The following is a 15703-nucleotide window of genomic DNA, read 5'->3' as shown; positions in this document are numbered from 1 at the left end:
TTCCGGTCTGGCGGCCTGTTTTATCCTATTCGGTACCGGCGGCCGTGATGCGTGCTTGCCCGGGAAGTACCTGGCCGTGCCTTCTATTGTTTCTTGACCGGAAATGTAGCAAAATAGAGAAGGATTGAATTTCAGCAGACCCGAAAGGATGAGGAATGATGGAATACCGCATTGAACGCGATACGATCGGCGAAATCCAGGTACCTGCGGACAAGCTTTGGGGTGCCCAGACGCAGCGAAGCAAGCAGAACTTCAAAATCGGCTGGGAGAAAATGCCGATGGAAGTCGTCCGTGCATTCGCCAACCTGAAAAAGGCAGCAGCGATCACAAGCAACGAGCTCGGCAACCTGTCTGACGCAAAGGCGAAAGCGATTGCGGCTGCAGCCGACGAAGTGATCGAAGGCAAGCTCGACGACAACTTCCCGCTCGTTGTCTGGCAGACCGGTTCCGGCACGCAGTCTAACATGAACATGAACGAAGTGCTTGCTCACCGCGGCAACCAGTTGCTTGAAGAGTGGGGCGAGGAAGACCGTCTCCACCCGAACGATGACATCAACAAGTCCCAATCGTCGAACGATACATATCCGACGGCGCTCCACGTTTCCGCAGTCGTTGCCGTTCTGAACGACCTTCTTCCGGCGATCGACAAGCTGAAAGAGACGCTTGAAGACAAGTCGAAGCAGTTCGACGACATCATCAAGATCGGCCGTACGCACCTGCAGGACGCAACACCGCTCACACTCGGCCAGGAAATCAGCGGTTGGGTGCGCATGCTTGAAAAAGACCGTGTCATGATTGAAACTGCAGTCGAACAAATGAAAGAACTTGCAATCGGCGGCACCGCTGTCGGTACGGGCCTGAACGCACCTGCAGGATTCGGCGACAAAGTCGCGGCCCAGATCTCCAAGCAGGTGGGAATCGAGTTCACGTCCGCGGTCAACAAGTTCCACGCGCTCACAAGCTATGACGAAGCCGTCTTCACGCACGGCGCGATCAAGGCACTCGCGGCTGATCTAATGAAAATCGCAAACGACGTGCGCTGGCTGGCAAGCGGCCCGCGTTCCGGCATCGGTGAAATCACAATCCCTGCCAACGAGCCGGGCAGCTCGATCATGCCGGGCAAGGTCAACCCGACACAGAGCGAAGCACTGACGATGGTTGTCGCCCAAGTAATGGGCAACGACGCGACAATCGGATTTGCCGCGAGCCAGGGCAACTTCGAGCTGAACGTCTTCAAGCCGGTCATCGCCTACAACTTCCTTCAGTCGGTTCGCCTGCTGACTGACGGGATCATCAGCTTCAACGACAACTGCGCAGTCGGCATCGAGCCGAACCAAGAGAAGATCCAGGAGCTTCTGGACAACTCGCTCATGCTCGTTACCGCGCTGAACCCGCACATCGGCTATGAAAACGCGGCGAAAATCGCGAAGACGGCCCACGCGGAAGGCTCGACTCTGAAAGAAGCGGCGATCAAGTCCGGCCTTCTGACAGAAGAGCAGTTTGATGAATGGGTCGTTCCGTCTAAAATGATCGGACGATAATTAATTGGTGCAGCCGGGGACTCGGGTCCCCGGCTGTTTTTATATGGGGATTTTTCGTGATGGCGGGGGGCGGTTTCGTCATTCAGACCGGTAATCTCGTCATTCGTGGCCAGAATCTCGTCATTCGGTCCTTCAGTCTCGTCATTCATCATCGGGACATACGCGAATGACGAAATTGGGAAGCTGAATGACGAAATCGGAGACGCGAATGACGAAATCAAACCGGTGAATGACGAAACCGGGCAGGAATTCATCCCTCACTCACTACCTCCAACGGATGTCACTTTTTGCTCACAGCATCTCGCCGCATCTTGCGGTATAGTGGTACGCAAAGGAGTGATCCCACATGAAGAAGCGGTTCATCTATATACTCGCTGCGCTCGGTCTTGTTTTGTCCGCATGCGGCAATGACGCAGCTGGTGAGACGGATGCCCATGAGGATGAGCCTTCCCATGAAGGACATGACCATGCGGCTCCTGCCGAGCGGGAAGTGAAGGAAGGCCAGACGGTGCTGCCGAATGGCGACCTCCAGGAAGTGACCGCTTCGGCGGAGGAGCTGCCGTCATTCCTAGATGACAAGCCGGAAGACATGCAACTGGTTTATCAGGTGGCGGGCTCCGCAACTGAGATTCTGGAATGGATGCCATGCTACTGCGGCTGCGGGGATAGTGCCGGGCACAAAAGCAACATGAACTGCTTTATCTCGGAAGTCCGCGAAGACGGCTCGGTTGTCTGGGATGACCATGGCACGCGCTGCCTCGTATGCCTGGAAATCGCGGTGGAATCGGTGAAGATGGCGCAGGACGGAAAGTCGCTCAAGGAAATCCGTGAGACGATCGACGAGACTTATAACGAAGGCTATGCAGAGCCGACTCCTACGCCGATGCCGGCATAAGAGGGAAGCGAGGCGGGAGCGCCCCGCTTTTTTATATGCAATAAAATCAGAGCCGCCGCGAAATGGTGAGTTGCGGTCGTGAAACTGTGAGTTGCGGTCGTGAAATTGCACGTTGCCGCCGCGAACCCATCCCATGCCGCTACGAAATTACTCCCGGCAACCCCATATGCTACACTCTCCCTAAAGGGGGCTTACTCGATGGACAAGCAATCATTTTTCTCCTCATGGAGCGGGGGCAAGGATTCCGCACTTGCACTTCACCGGGCAATTCAAAACGGCGGCAGGCCGGAGCAGCTTCTGACGATGTTCGATAGCGAAGGGGACAGGTCGAAGTCGCATGCGGTGAGCGAGGCGATCATTCGTGCGCAGGCTGACGCGCTCGGCATCCCGCTTGAGATCCGGCGCGCCGGTTGGACAGATTATAAGGAGCAATTTCTCTCGGGGCTGGATAAGATGAAGGCGTCGGGAATCACAACCGGGGTATTCGGGGACATCGACCTGGAGGACCACCGGAAGTGGATGGCCGACACATGTGCGGAGCGGGGCATCAAAGCGGTGCATCCGCTATGGGGCATGGGCCGAATTGAAGTGGTCCGCGCCTTTCTGGATGCTGGTTTCCGGGCGACGGTCGTCGTCGGACATGATGAGCGATTCCCGGCCGAATGGGTCGGGCGCGCATTCGATCATGAATTGATCGAAGACATGGAAAGCCGCGGAATCGACCCGTGCGGGGAGGCCGGCGAGTTCCACACGCTCGTGACGGACGGTCCCATCTTTAATCACCCGCTCAGCCTCAATCAGACCGCCCACCTGAAACGGGATGGCTATTCGTTTGCGCGAATGGAGCTGGAGAGATGAAAGAGGCATTTGAGGCGTTCGAGAGGGAAGACTGGGACGAGGCCGAACGGCTTTACCGTGCACTGCTTGCCGAACCGGAACAGGAAGAAAACGCGATGCATATGCTCGCGTTCACGCTAGCGATGAAAAAGGAATTCAACGAGTCCCGCTCACTCTACGAAGAACTTCTCCGCCAGGCGGAACAGAGTGACGACCACGATGAAGCCGCCGCCATTTCGATGCACCAGCTCGCAATGGTATGCCGGATGGAAGGGGACGCATCGACCGCGAGAAAGTGGCTGGAGCGGGAGCGGAACCTCCGCCGCGACCGTCTCCCCGATGACCACAAGGGACATTCAGCCAACGCCTACGAATTCGGCGAAACAGCACTCTTGGAAGGACAACTCGAGGAAGCAATCGGTGCTTTCCGGTTGGCGCTCCGTGAAGGCAAGAAAGCGGAAGACGATATGTGCATCGCCTGCGCCTGGCGGGGGATCGGACAGGCAAGTGCGCTGTTCGGGCACGATCCCGGTCCGGCCTACCAACAGAGCATGGGCGCCTTTCGGAGAGCCGGTGATGCCAAGGGCGAAGAGGAAGTCCGCAGCCTGCTGGAACAGCAATCCGGATAAGGGCAAAATAAAAAGAACACCGGAAATCGGTGCTCTTGCCGGGAATACGCCCGGCATGTTCAGTCAGACGACTGTATAGTCTTTTGGACGGACAGTCCGCTGTGTCCGGATGAACGACATCGCGTCCAAAAGTTCGTCCTTCGACAACCGCCGGCCGTCCAGACAGAGCTCATATTTATCGAGCATGTCGTCGGCCGCCTTTTTAATATCCACGGAAACGGGTTCGCGGTTCAGAAGATAGTCGGTGGTCACTTGGAAGTGGTCTGCAAGGGCAATCAACTGGGGGAAGGTCGGCAGTTTCTTGTCGAGCTCGAACGTCCAGATCAGGCTTTTGGCGACACCGATCGTCTCTGCCAATTGCTCAGGGGACACGTCGTGCTGGATCCGGAGGGCTTTTAGCCGCTCGCCGAATGTGAGGGTCTCGTTCAATGCTAACACCTTTCTGTATAAGAGTTAGAAAATTTGAATTCCTTAGACAGCATATCATATATTGCTTGAAAAATAAAACGACAACCCCTCAAGGTTGTCGTTTTTTGTCTGATTATTAGATTTCCGAGAGAACGCCTTTTACGAGACCGGCAAATTTAGTCCGGACCTGTGCAGCAACCTCAATCACTTCGTCGTGGCTTAGCGGCTGGTCAAGGATGCCTGCCGCCATGTTCGTCAGGCAGGAAATGCCGAGGACGCGCATGCCGCCGTGTGCCGCGACAATCACTTCCGGTACGGTCGACATGCCGACCGCGTCCGCGCCGAGCGTGCGGATCATACGGATTTCTGCAGGCGTCTCATACGTCGGGCCGCTCCACCAGGCATAGACGCCTTCACGCAAACCGAAGCCGAGGCTGTCGGCCACACTGAATGCCTTCGCCTGTAATTCCTTGCTGTACACCTGTGTCAGATCCGGGAATCGGGTGCCGAGTTCCTCGTGGTTCGGCCCGATCAGCGGGTTGGTGCCGGTCAGGTTCAGGTGATCGGTGATCAGCATGAGATCCCCAGGGCTGAAGTCCTTGTTCACCGAGCCGCAGGCGTTTGTGATGATCAGATCCTGGATGCCCAGTGCCTTCATGACACGGACCGGGAATGTGACTTCCTCGAGCGAATAGCCTTCGTAGTAATGGTAGCGGCCCTTCATCGCCGCGACGGTGATGCCGTTCAGCTTGCCGATGACCAGTTCGTTGGCATGGCCGACGGCGGAAGATGTCGCGAAATGCGGGATCTCCGCATACGGAATGCTGATGGCTTCTTCGATTTCATCGGCAAGAGAGCCGAGTCCTGAGCCGAGGATCATGCCGACCGTCGGGCTGTGTTCTGTCTTGTCTTTAATATAAGATGTGGCTTCCCAGATTTTATGGAACAGGTTCATTTGAATCTCTCCTCTTCTGCGGCGGCAGAACCGCCCGCTTCCTACAAGTTTGATACCCCCGCCCGCATACGCGGAATCCTCATCCAAGCACCGGAGCGAGTTCTTTTTTCAGTTCCCGTTCCATGAACGGTTCCGCGCCGAGCATATTCCGGAAGGCTTTGTAGCGGGTCACCCGCTCCGAGCCTGCAGTCTTTCCGGTTTTATAGGCACGGATCATGATGTTTTTCGGCGTGTGCGCCATGTCGATGAATTCCAGAAGCTGCGCGTCGTACCCGAGCAGACTCAGCAACTCGGCGCGAATCGAGTCTGTTGCGAGCGCCGCGAAGCGTTCCTTGATGAGCCCATGCTGCAGCATGACACCGAGTTCCGGAGAGTCCAGTTGGCCGAACAGTTCGTGCTGGCAGCACGGCACGCTCAAAATGACATCCGCTTCCCAACGCACCGCGCGGGCAAGCGCCATGTCGGTCGCAACGTCGCAAGCATGCAGTGTCACGACCATGTCGACTGCAGTTTCATCATTATAATCGTTGATGTCACCGACGAGAAACTCCAGGTCGTCCCCGTATCCGAGATCAGCGGCGATCTGCCGGCATTCCTCGATCACTTCTTTTTTCAGATCGAGTCCGGTGACCCGTACGTCGAGTTCCTTTTCGATCCTCAGATAGTGGTAAAGGGCAAACGTCAGATACGACTTGCCCGAACCAAAATCGAGGATGCGGATTGTCCGGTCCGTCGGCAGATGGGCGAGGCTGTCGGCAATATACTCGGTGAACCGGTTGATCTGCCGGAACTTGTCCATTTTGCCCTTTTTCACTTTCCCGTCCTCGGTCTGCACACCGAGCTGCACGAGAAACGGATACGGCGTCCCCTCTTCAAGGATGTATTGCTTTTTTCGGTTATGGGAGAGGTTCGGTTCCGCTTTCGTATCAGTCTGTTCGGTCTTCCAGGAGACCTTCAGCTTCTTCGAAAGCCTGACCTGCACTTCTTCACCGGTGAAGGTAGCTTGCACTTGCCGGAACGTGCGGAGCAGTTCGTCAAGGACAGGGCGGACTTTATCTGCAGGCACATTTTCGTGCTTCAGGATGCGTTCATACTGATATTCGAACTGGATATGGAGTTCTTCCCGAAGTTCAACGGATTTGATTCTGATGCGCTTCAGTTCCTCGGTTTTATGGCGCGGCTGGCTGATCGTCGCCTTTACCAGCGTGCCGTTCGCCATGCGGGACGCCAGCGCATCAATCATTTCCTCAAATTCCATAGGAGGCCTCCTTTCTTATAGGGATTCGTTCATTTCAGATCATTCGAACCGGAATCCCTGCTTGGCGAGGAATTCCTTCAGATGCATACGGCGCGGTTCCTTGAGGAATGCCGCCATGTCGCCTGACCAGGTGGCGTCTTTCCGGTTGCTTCCGCGGTTCAGATAATAGTCGTTCATCGTCCGGTCGTATTCCGGAAGCTGCTCTTCATACTTTTCACTATTGTACTCATTCTCATGCAAGATGGAAGCGACAGGCAGGCGCGGCTTCACTTCGTTGCGGAACTTCGGCACGCCGATGGTCATGCCATAGAGTGGTGCAACACCTTCCGGCAAACCGAGGACTTCGCTGATTTCTTCGGGTGCATTCCGCACACCGCCGATATAGCAGATGCCGTAGCCTTCTGATTCTGCGGCAACCGCAACGTTCTGTGCAAACAGTGCCGTATCCGTCACGCCGACGACAAGCGCCTCGGCGTTCGAGTAGACGATTTCCTCGTTCTGAAGGCCTGCCGCTGCTGTCAGCCGGCGGAAATCCATACAGAAAACGAGTGCCGCGCCGGCAGTCAGGAACTGCTTCGGGTTTTTCGAGAGCTCTGCGAGTGCCTCGCGCTTGGCCGGATCGGTCACGTGGATGACCGAATACGCCTGGACAAAGTGGGAACTGGCCGCATGCTGTCCGGCGCTGACGAGCCGCTCGACCGTTTCCCGGGAGAGTGTGACGTCCTCGTAATCCCGGACTGACGAGTGGGAGGCAAGAAGATCTAAGACCATTAATAAAGACCCCTTTCAAATTTATCTGTTCATACATCACACCTTAGCTTATCAAAAGAGTTTTAGGGTAAACAATTTCAGAGGTCTGCAGTATCCGGAAATACATATTGAAAGGGGAGAAACGTAACGTGAGCACTTTTTTTGAAAATGTGTCGCTGACGGCGATGATCCTGTTTATCCTGCTCGTCGTCGTGCCGATTGTGACGCTGATCTGGCTATTTTTCTATGACCGCGGGCAAAAGCAGCACTCCATCCTGCGGAATTTCCCGATTCTTGGGCGTGTCCGCTATTTTCTCGAAAGGACGGGACCCGAGTTCAGGCAGTATCTGTTCTCCGATGACAACAGCGGAAAGCCGTTCAGCCGGGAGGAGTACCTGCATATGGTACTTCCCGGCAAGTACAAAAGCTCGCTGATCGGCTTCGGGTCAAAACGGGACTTTGAAGCGCCCGGCTATTATATCCGCAATGCCATGTTCACCAAGCAGAATGAAGAAATGCGCGTCGACAATTCCGATCTTGTCGATACCCGCCATTATGTGATTGATGATGAGGGCCTGTTTACGCGCCGTGAGCATACGGAAGAAATTCCGGCGCTGCCGTGGCTGCTGCCCCCGGATGATGCGGTTGTGATCGGACCGGATTGCCGGGAGCCGTTTCATGTGCGCAGCCTGCTCGGCCAGTCGGCGATGAGTTTCGGGTCGCTCGGCAAAAACGCCATCACCGCTTTGTCCAAAGGGATCGGCATGGCAAAAGGTGCCTGGATGAACACGGGCGAGGGCGGTCTATCGGACCATCATCTGTCGGGTGGGCCTGAAATCATCGCGCAAATCAGCTCTGGTCTGTTCGGCTACCGGACGCCTGAAGGGGAATTCGATATTGAAAAGGTGAAGGAGAAGGCCGCCATTCCGAATGTGAGGGCATTTGAGCTGAAGCTTGCCCAGGGCGCGAAGATGCGCGGCGGCCACGTCGAGGGGGAGAAGGTGACCGAAGAAATCGCGAAAATCCGGACCGTCGAGCCGTATACGACAATCAACAGCCCGAACCGATTCCGCGAGTTCGATGACTATCCGTCGATGTTCGAGTTTATCGAACAGATCCGCGAGGTCGGAGGAAAGCCCGTCGGCATCAAGGTGGTCATCGGCAGCAAAAGCGAGGCCGATGAATTGGCAGGATGGATGAAGAAAACCGGAAAGGGTCCGGACTTTATCTCGGTTGACGGATCGGAAGGCGGCTCCGGTGCGACCTATCAGGACCTGGCAGACAGTCTGGGCCTGCCGATCAAGACGGCACTCACAATCCTCGATGATTCGCTTCAAGAGCATGGAGTGCGCGACAGGGTGAAGATCATCGCCTCGGGCAAGATCACGACTCCGGACAAAGCCGCCATCGCGCTTGCGCTCGGAGCGGATCTCGTCCAGGTTGCCCGCGGCTTCATGATTTCCGTCGGCTGCATCATGGCGCTGAAATGCCATACGAATGAATGCCCGGCAGGTGTGGCTACAACCGATGAGGACCTGCAGCGCGCACTTGTCGTGGATGAGAAAAAGTACCGTGTCACGAATTATATCCTTACGATGCGCGAAGGCCTTTTCCGTATTGCGGCGGCGGCCGGTCTGGATTCTCCGACGAAGCTGAACCGGAGCCACCTTGTCTACATGGATGAAAGAGGCCGTGCACATCCTGTGCATGCCCATGACGAACATCTGAGTGTGCGATAAATGATGAACACGCCGTCCTGAGGGGCGGCGTCATCTTTTGTTCCAAATAAAGTTTCTAAACCATCAGAAAAATGTGGTAACATACTGTTGAAAACGATTTCAAGGGGGCGTTTGGATGGCACTGCTCAACAAAACCGTCGGAGAGGTAGTCCGGGAAAAGGCACGGGAGTTCCCTGATGTGGAAGCCTACGTCTATCCGGAACACGGAATCCGTAAAACGTACCGGGAATTCGACGAAGAGACGGACCGTCTGGCGAAGGCATATCTCGGTATGGGGATTAAAAAAGGGGAACATGTCGCCATCTGGAGCGACAACAAGCGCCAGTGGTTTTTGAGCCAATTTGCGACCGGCAAGATGGGGGCCGTGCTCGTGACGGTGAATACCAACTATCAGGCGGCGGAACTCGAGTACCTGCTGAAGCAGTCCGAGTCTACGACGCTGATCCTGGATGAAGGGTTCAAGGGGACAAGCTATATCGACATCATCCGACAAGTATGTCCGGAGGCGGAGGTCTCGGAAAAGGGTGAGATCTCGTGCAAGAACCTCCCGCATCTGAAACGCATCATCCTCATGACGGAGCGAGACGAGCCGGGGATGTTCAAGTGGTCCGAGTTCGAGGCAAAGGCCGGTGGAGTATCTGATGAAGAGCTGGAAGAGGTATTCCGCTCGCTGGATCCGGAGGATGCCATCAACATGCAGTACACGTCGGGGACAACGGGCTTCCCGAAGGGCGTCATGCTGACGCACAACAACATCGTCAACAACGCGCAGTTGATCGGCGACCGGATGAAGCTGACCGAAAAGGACCGCCTTTGCATCCCGGTGCCGTTTTTCCACTGCTTCGGCTGTGTGCTCAGCACCCTGACTGCGGTCACGCACGCATCCACCTCCGTGATTGTCGAGCAGTTTAACCCGCTCACTGTGCTAAAAGCCGTGCAGGATGAAAAGTGCACCGCGCTCAATGGCGTGCCGACGATGTTCATCGCCGAGCTCCAGCATCCGGAGTTCAAGAACTTTGACACATCCTCTCTCCGGACGGGCATCATGGCCGGCTCCACCTGTCCGATCGAGGTGATGAAGCAAGTGATCAACGAAATGGGGGCCGATGAAATCACCATCTGCTACGGCCAGACGGAGTCGTCGCCAGTCATCACGCAGACCACAACGGATGATCCGATCGAAAAGCGTGTGGCGACAGTCGGCAAGCCGCACCCGTATGTCGAAGTGAAGATTATCGACCCGGTGACAGGCAAGGAAGTTCCGCAGGGTGAACCCGGTGAGTTGTGCACACGCGGTTACCACGTCATGAAAGGCTACTATAATAATGAAGATGCCACCCGCCAGGCGATCGACAGCGACGGCTGGCTCCATACCGGCGACATCGCCGTCATGGACGAAGACGGGTACATCGATATCACGGGACGCATCAAGGACATGGTGATCCGCGGAGGGGAAAACATTTATCCGCGAGAGATCGAGGAATTCCTTTATACACACCCGTCTGTGAGTGACGTCCAGGTTGTCGGCGTACCCGATCCGAAATACGGCGAAGAACTCATGGCCTGGATCATCCTGAAGGCCGGCGCGGAGGAGACGGAAGAGTCGATCCGCGAGTACTGCAAAGGAAAGATCTCCTATCACAAGATTCCGCGGTACATCGAATTCATCGACGAATACCCGATGACCGCATCTGGCAAGATCCAGAAATTCAAGCTTCGCGAGATGTCCGAGGAACGCACCGGCATCGGGGCGAATTAAAGGGGAAACCGTCCTGGCATGGTGCCGGGACGGTTTTTTTGGTGCGGAACGTTGGCTATGTCAACGTTTCATTCCTGTATCGCAACGTCTCAGTAGAGTATGTTAACGTCTCAATGAAATATCGCAACGTCTCAATGAAGATCATCAACGACTCACCGAAAGCCACCCGAAAGCCGTGAAAAAGACCGCATCCAGTGCGGTCTTTTTCACCCTTCATAAAGCGTGTCTTCGAGTTCGCCGTCGCCCTTGTAGATTTTCAGCACTCCATTGTCGTCGTTGACTTGCGGCTTGGCTTTTTCGAGAAGATCGTCTTTCGTGTCTTCGCGCAGAATGTCGCTGTCGCTGCCCTTTTTACGGAGCACCCATTCCTCTCCATCTTCCCTCACTTCGTACACCGGCCTTCCGCTGTCATCGTCTCCGTGCACATACTCGCGTGCCTGGTCCATCGCAATCGGGATGGCACGGCTGTCTTCGTATCCGTCGCGCAGGAGAGCGTTGGCGATTTCTATCGCTTTCTCCCTGACCGGCTCGTCCAAGTTCTTGAACGAGTCCGGATAATCCTGTTCATTCCACGGCATTCCGGATCGCCTCCTTATATATAAGGAAATTCCCCGGGAAGAAGTGGCTAAACCTTTCCTCCAGACTCTTCTTTTGACTGTCCTCCTCATATGCAGACAGGTTCCACCGGCATTCGGGTTGCTTCTTCAGGCGACTGCTAATGGGGCATCATCCGACACTCCTTATGTCAGCGACAGTCGATTTCCCGGGAAATAATGGGCGAGCAGGAAGCTTCATTCTTCTATTTCGTCAGCATCCTCTGTTTTCTTCTACTGATTTCTCATTTCTCCAAATTGGCAGTCATATAGGCCCAGGTCTTATGTTAGGATGGGTTACAGAAGGGGGAGTGATATTGTGACAGACACTACTTTTAAATTACTCGCAATCATAATCTACATGGCGGCCATGCTGCTCATCGGCTGGTACGCCTACAGGAAAACTGCCAACCTGACGGACTACATGCTTGGGGGGCGCTCGCTTGGGCCCGCGGTCACTGCGCTCAGTGCCGGGGCGGCGGACATGTCCGGCTGGCTGCTTATGGGGTTCCCGGGGGCAATCTATCTTGCGGGGCTGGGCGAGATCTGGATTGGAGTCGGCCTGACCGCCGGTGCGTACCTGAACTGGCTTTACGTGGCACCCCGGCTCCGTACATACACGCAGGTTTCAAGCAACTCGATCACCATCCCGAGCTATTTGCAGAGCCGGCTCAAGGACCGTTCGCCGTTTTTGCGGATCGCTTCCGGCCTGATCATCCTCATCTTCTTCACTTTCTATGTATCTTCCGGAATGGTCGCAGGCGGCGTCTTTTTTGAGAGCTCGTTTGGTCTGAATTACCATGCCGGACTGATCATCGTTTCTCTAGTCGTTGTGGCCTACACGTTGTTCGGCGGGTTCCTCGCGGTCAGCTATACGGACTTTGTCCAGGGCATCATCATGTTCCTGGCACTGATCATGGTGCCGATTGTCGGCGTCTTCCTCACAGGTGGCCCGGCCGAGACCATCAGCACGATCCGTGAAGCCAAACCGGAACACCTGAGCCTCGTTGCAGGCACGACGGTGGCGGGAATCATTTCCTCGCTTGCCTGGGGGCTCGGCTACTTCGGCCAGCCGCATATCATCGTCCGCTTCATGGCGATCAGCTCCGTCAAGGAGACCCGTTCCGCCCGCCGGATCGGAATCGGCTGGATGATGCTGAGCCTGATCGGTGCTTTGCTGACGGCACTTGTCGGATACGCGTATTTCCAGCAGAACCCGCAGCTCACGCTGACCGATCCGGAAGCGATCTTTATCGAGATGGGCCAGGTCATCTTCCATCCGTTCATCGCAGGGATCATCCTTTCGGCAGTCCTTGCAGCAGTAATGAGTACAATTTCGTCTCAGCTGATTGTTACTTCTTCGGCGCTCGTCGAAGACCTGTATAAGGCAGTCATCAAGTCGGATGCGGAAGACAAGACGTATGTCCTGTACGGACGGCTTGCGGTCCTGGTTGTTTCGCTCGTGGCATTCTTCCTGTCCTGGGAACAGAACGACACGATCCTGAAGCTGGTATCGTTCGCGTGGGCCGGTTTCGGTGCGGCATTCGGACCGGTTGTCCTTCTGTCGCTGTACTGGCGCAAGCTTACGTCTCAAGGGGCACTATGGGGAATGATCACCGGTGCGGTGGTCGTGATGATCTGGGGGAACATTGACGCTCTGACCGATTCACTATACGAGATTGTTCCAGGCTTCCTCCTGAGTCTGCTCGTGGCAGTGCTGGTCAGTAACGCAACCTACCGTCAGAACGAAGAAATCGATCGGGAATTCACGGAATCTCTCGAGCTGCTCGAACGCGAGCGCAAGTAAACGACAAAACCGGAAAGCCGACTGGCTTTCCGGTTTTTATATGGAAAAAAACCGACCCGGCCATATGGCAGGATCGGATTCGTATTATTTCGTAGTTCGATCGACTTTTTCTTTTTTTGACATGTTCTCGAGTCGCTGGAACCGGCGGAGTTCCCGTTTGTTGACCGGCAGCGGTTCTCTCCTCAGGAGGATGATCATGGAGAACATCAGCATGATAAGGATGATGCCGAACGGCAGGGCCGAGGCGAGTGATGCGGTTTCCAGACCGTTGATGCCGCCTGTGAAGAGCAGGACCCCTGCGATCGCACCCATAAGAATGCCCCAGATCAGCTTGGCAGGCATCTTCGGATTCAGCGTTCCGCCCGAAGTCATGCTGGCCAGGATATACGTGGCCGAGTCAGCGGATGTGACAATGAAGGTGAAGATCAGCAGGATGGCAAGAACTGAGAGCAGTCCCGGCAATGGCAGGGTCTGGTCGAATGTCGTGAAGAGCGCAGAAGTGACATCCTGATTGACCATTTCCGCAATGTTGGTCCCGTTGTTCAAGTCGCTGTAGATTGCCGTTCCTCCGAATACCGCCATCCAGAACATGGCAATAGCCGGTGGGATAATCAGTGTGCCTACAATAAACTCCCTGATGGTCCGTCCGCGCGAGACACGCGCGACAAATGCCCCGATGAACGGCGACCAGGCCATGACCCATGCCCAGTAGAAGACGGTCCATTCCTGGACCCAGAGCCGTTCTTTATAAGGCTCAAGCCGAAGGCTATACTGAACAAAATTGGTGATATAGTCACCGAGCCCGACTACAAAGGTTTCAAGGATAAAGACAGTCGGCCCGGCAAAAAAGGTAAATAGCAGAAGGCCGAGTGCAAGACCAAGGTTGAGGTTACTGAGATAGCGGATGCCCCGGTGCAATCCGGTTGTCGATGACATCAGATAGGCGACCATCATGACTGCGATGATTCCCAACTGGACATAAGGGGAGATCTCAATGCCAGCGACGGCATTGAGCCCGCCGTTCATCTGGAGTACGCCCAATCCGATTGAAGTAGCCATCCCCATGATCGTCGCGATGACTGCGAGGATATCAATGGTGTTTTTGACAGGCTTTGATGATCCGACAATCGGCTCGAGCGCAGTCGAGATGAGACCGTTCTTCTTTTTCCTGAACTGCAGGAAGGCGATGACCAGGCCGGTGAGCGTGAACATGACCCATTGGTGCATGCCCCAGTGGAACATGGAGTATCCCATCGCATTCCGGGCCGTTTCTTCCGTCATCGGCTCCAGGTCTTCAAAAGCCGGATTAAACATATGGCTCATCGGTTCGGCTACGCCCCAGAACACAAGGCCAGCGCCGAAGCCTGCCGAAAAGAGCATAGCGGTCCAGGTGAAAAATGAGAATTCCGGTTTTTCGTCTTCGGCACCCAGGCGGATGCTGCCGTACTTGCTGAGTGCGACGCCCAGCAAAAAGAGAATGAAGATAAAAACTGCCAGCAGGTAAAACCAGCTGAATGTGTCGATCGTGAAGTCGTAGACAACAGAGGCAACCGAAGCAAATGCCTCCGGTACAATGGCTCCGACCAAGACAAGGGCTAGGATAAAGAGTGCGGAAACAACAAATACTGGGTTTTTCCAGTTTGAACTGTCCATGTTCCTCTCCTTCTGTTAATTTGGTTTTATTATGTAAGGGTTACATAATAGATGTATACCCGAGGGTAACGAAGATGAACGGGGGCTTCAAGGCTAAAACGGAAATTGACGGAAAAGTTAGGTCTAATTGACTACTTTTGTCGGAAAATATCGAAAGGAGAGAGCAATTTGAAACTGGACCATGCAGTTTATTTGAGCAATCGGACGCCTGAGGAGGATGCGGCCGCGTGGAAGGAACAGGGGATGAACGGAGCACCGGGCGGCCGGCATGAGCAGTGGGGAACGCAAAATGCGCTTTACTATGCTAGGAATGCCTATATTGAAGCGCTCTCTGTGGAAAAGCCGGAAATTGCCGAGACGAGCACTCAGCCACTGGCACGTCTTCTGGTCCATGACCTGGCGGCATACGGCCCCGGGTGGGGGACGATCTGCCTGAGGCCGGGAAACTTGTATGAGTTCGATGAGAGGTTAAACGAAAAAGGTTTCCGGACAACCGGCGTCCAGGAGGCTTCAAGAAGGACGGCATCGGGAGATCTGCTGGAGTGGAAACTGCTCTTCATTGACGAGGAGATCGGGGACGATCTGCCGAAACCATTTTTTATCGACTGGGGAATGGAGGACGATGTCCGGATGAAGCAGCTGCTCTCATCAGGAACGATGCCTGAAGAAAACCTGGCATCCCGCATCACGGAGGCGGTCTTCCTTGTCAGGGAGCCGGAAGCGACAGCAGGCCGCTGGGCTGAAATGCTCGGACTCGGCAAGCCGGCAGGCAACCGGCTCGTGCTTGAGAATGCCGAACTGGTCTTTAAGCGGGGAAAGGAGCCCGAGCGCCTGGCTGATGTCATCCTCACTCATGATGGAATGCGCTGAAGTCTTGCC

At 55.2% G+C, this 15703-nt stretch carries 13 protein-coding genes and 1 pseudogene; 8 read left to right on the top strand and 6 right to left on the bottom strand.

What is annotated here, in order from left to right:
* Positions 1 to 158 precede the first annotated feature (158 nt).
* From fumC to DZC51_RS04965, 4 genes are all read left to right on the top strand, one after another.
* Positions 159 to 1541, top strand: coding sequence for a class II fumarate hydratase (gene fumC / locus DZC51_RS04980; RefSeq protein WP_157294275.1), 1383 nt, complete (start codon positions 159 to 161; stop codon positions 1539 to 1541).
* Positions 1542 to 1887: 346 nt separating this feature from the next.
* Positions 1888 to 2436 carry a PCYCGC motif-containing (lipo)protein gene (locus DZC51_RS04975; RefSeq protein ID WP_157294274.1) on the top strand — a complete coding sequence of 183 codons (549 nt, stop codon included), beginning with the start codon at positions 1888 to 1890 and terminating at the stop codon, positions 2434 to 2436.
* 198 nt (positions 2437 to 2634) lie between these two features.
* On the top strand, positions 2635 to 3294 hold the full coding sequence (locus tag DZC51_RS04970; protein WP_157294273.1) for a Dph6-related ATP pyrophosphatase: 660 nt from the start codon (positions 2635 to 2637) through the stop codon (positions 3292 to 3294).
* Complete coding sequence (locus DZC51_RS04965) at positions 3291 to 3902, top strand: tetratricopeptide repeat protein (protein ID WP_157294272.1); 612 nt, start codon at positions 3291 to 3293, stop codon at positions 3900 to 3902. Before DZC51_RS04970 ends, DZC51_RS04965 begins: the two co-directional genes overlap by 4 nt.
* A 63-nt stretch (positions 3903 to 3965) precedes the next feature.
* On the opposite strand, the gene DZC51_RS04960 is transcribed toward DZC51_RS04965, so the two are convergent.
* From DZC51_RS04960 to nfsA, 4 genes are all read right to left on the bottom strand, one after another.
* Positions 3966 to 4331, bottom strand: coding sequence for a helix-turn-helix domain-containing protein (locus DZC51_RS04960; protein ID WP_157294271.1), 366 nt, complete (start codon positions 4329 to 4331; stop codon positions 3966 to 3968).
* Between the two features lie 115 nt (positions 4332 to 4446).
* Complete coding sequence (locus DZC51_RS04955; protein ID WP_157294270.1) at positions 4447 to 5265, bottom strand: purine-nucleoside phosphorylase; 819 nt, start codon at positions 5263 to 5265, stop codon at positions 4447 to 4449.
* Positions 5266 to 5344: 79 nt separating this feature from the next.
* Positions 5345 to 6523, bottom strand: a complete 1179-nt coding sequence (locus tag DZC51_RS04950; protein ID WP_157294269.1) for a class I SAM-dependent methyltransferase — start codon at positions 6521 to 6523, stop codon at positions 5345 to 5347.
* Positions 6524 to 6562: 39 nt separating this feature from the next.
* The gene (gene nfsA, locus DZC51_RS04945; RefSeq protein WP_157294268.1) at positions 6563 to 7294 is read right to left on the bottom strand and encodes an oxygen-insensitive NADPH nitroreductase; all 732 of its coding nucleotides are present in this window, start codon (positions 7292 to 7294) and stop codon (positions 6563 to 6565) included.
* 164 nt (positions 7295 to 7458) lie between these two features.
* Between nfsA and DZC51_RS04940 the strand changes: the two genes are divergently transcribed.
* Positions 7459 to 9012 (top strand): FMN-binding glutamate synthase family protein, encoded by a 1554-nt coding sequence (locus tag DZC51_RS04940; protein ID WP_157294365.1) that lies wholly within the window; start codon positions 7459 to 7461, stop codon positions 9010 to 9012.
* A gap of 112 nt (positions 9013 to 9124) precedes the next feature.
* Positions 9125 to 10771 (top strand): annotated as a pseudogene (locus DZC51_RS04935) (AMP-binding protein); the annotation flags it as partial.
* A gap of 206 nt (positions 10772 to 10977) precedes the next feature.
* Here DZC51_RS04935 and DZC51_RS04930 read toward each other — a convergent pair.
* Positions 10978 to 11349, bottom strand: coding sequence for a DUF2188 domain-containing protein (locus tag DZC51_RS04930; RefSeq protein ID WP_157294266.1), 372 nt, complete (start codon positions 11347 to 11349; stop codon positions 10978 to 10980).
* Positions 11350 to 11683: 334 nt separating this feature from the next.
* Between DZC51_RS04930 and putP the strand changes: the two genes are divergently transcribed.
* On the top strand, positions 11684 to 13171 hold the full coding sequence (gene putP / locus DZC51_RS04925) for a sodium/proline symporter PutP (RefSeq protein ID WP_157294265.1): 1488 nt from the start codon (positions 11684 to 11686) through the stop codon (positions 13169 to 13171).
* Positions 13172 to 13255: 84 nt separating this feature from the next.
* On the opposite strand, the gene DZC51_RS04920 is transcribed toward putP, so the two are convergent.
* The gene (locus DZC51_RS04920; RefSeq protein WP_157294264.1) at positions 13256 to 14824 is read right to left on the bottom strand and encodes a BCCT family transporter; all 1569 of its coding nucleotides are present in this window, start codon (positions 14822 to 14824) and stop codon (positions 13256 to 13258) included.
* A 168-nt stretch (positions 14825 to 14992) separates the two neighbouring features.
* Here DZC51_RS04920 and DZC51_RS04915 point away from each other — a divergent pair, with 168 nt between their 5' ends.
* A complete protein-coding gene (locus tag DZC51_RS04915) occupies positions 14993 to 15694 on the top strand; it encodes a VOC family protein (RefSeq protein WP_157294263.1) in 702 nt (233 codons plus the stop codon).
* The last annotated feature ends 9 nt before the right edge of the window (positions 15695 to 15703 follow it).

The organism is Bhargavaea sp. CC-171006 (assembly GCF_009761675.1).
GTDB lineage: Bacteria > Bacillota > Bacilli > Bacillales_A > Planococcaceae > Bhargavaea > Bhargavaea changchunensis.
The sequence above is the reverse complement of the archived record's forward strand: the minus strand, read 5'-3'. Positions and strand labels throughout refer to the sequence as shown.

What these genes read in the sequence shown, in the direction of transcription:
- fumC (WP_157294275.1), top strand. Translation starts at nt 159, where the DNA reads ATGGAATACCGCATTGAACGCGATACGATCGGCGAAATCCAGGTACCT.
- DZC51_RS04975 (WP_157294274.1), top strand. Translation starts at nt 1,888, where the DNA reads ATGAAGAAGCGGTTCATCTATATACTCGCTGCGCTCGGTCTTGTTTTG.
- DZC51_RS04970 (WP_157294273.1), top strand. Translation starts at nt 2,635, where the DNA reads ATGGACAAGCAATCATTTTTCTCCTCATGGAGCGGGGGCAAGGATTCC.
- DZC51_RS04965 (WP_157294272.1), top strand. Translation starts at nt 3,291, where the DNA reads ATGAAAGAGGCATTTGAGGCGTTCGAGAGGGAAGACTGGGACGAGGCC.
- DZC51_RS04955 (WP_157294270.1), bottom strand. Translation starts at nt 5,265, where the DNA reads ATGAACCTGTTCCATAAAATCTGGGAAGCCACATCTTATATTAAAGAC.
- DZC51_RS04950 (WP_157294269.1), bottom strand. Translation starts at nt 6,523, where the DNA reads ATGGAATTTGAGGAAATGATTGATGCGCTGGCGTCCCGCATGGCGAAC.
- nfsA (WP_157294268.1), bottom strand. Translation starts at nt 7,294, where the DNA reads ATGGTCTTAGATCTTCTTGCCTCCCACTCGTCAGTCCGGGATTACGAG.
- DZC51_RS04940 (WP_157294365.1), top strand. Translation starts at nt 7,459, where the DNA reads ATGATCCTGTTTATCCTGCTCGTCGTCGTGCCGATTGTGACGCTGATC.
- DZC51_RS04930 (WP_157294266.1), bottom strand. Translation starts at nt 11,349, where the DNA reads ATGCCGTGGAATGAACAGGATTATCCGGACTCGTTCAAGAACTTGGAC.
- DZC51_RS04920 (WP_157294264.1), bottom strand. Translation starts at nt 14,824, where the DNA reads ATGGACAGTTCAAACTGGAAAAACCCAGTATTTGTTGTTTCCGCACTC.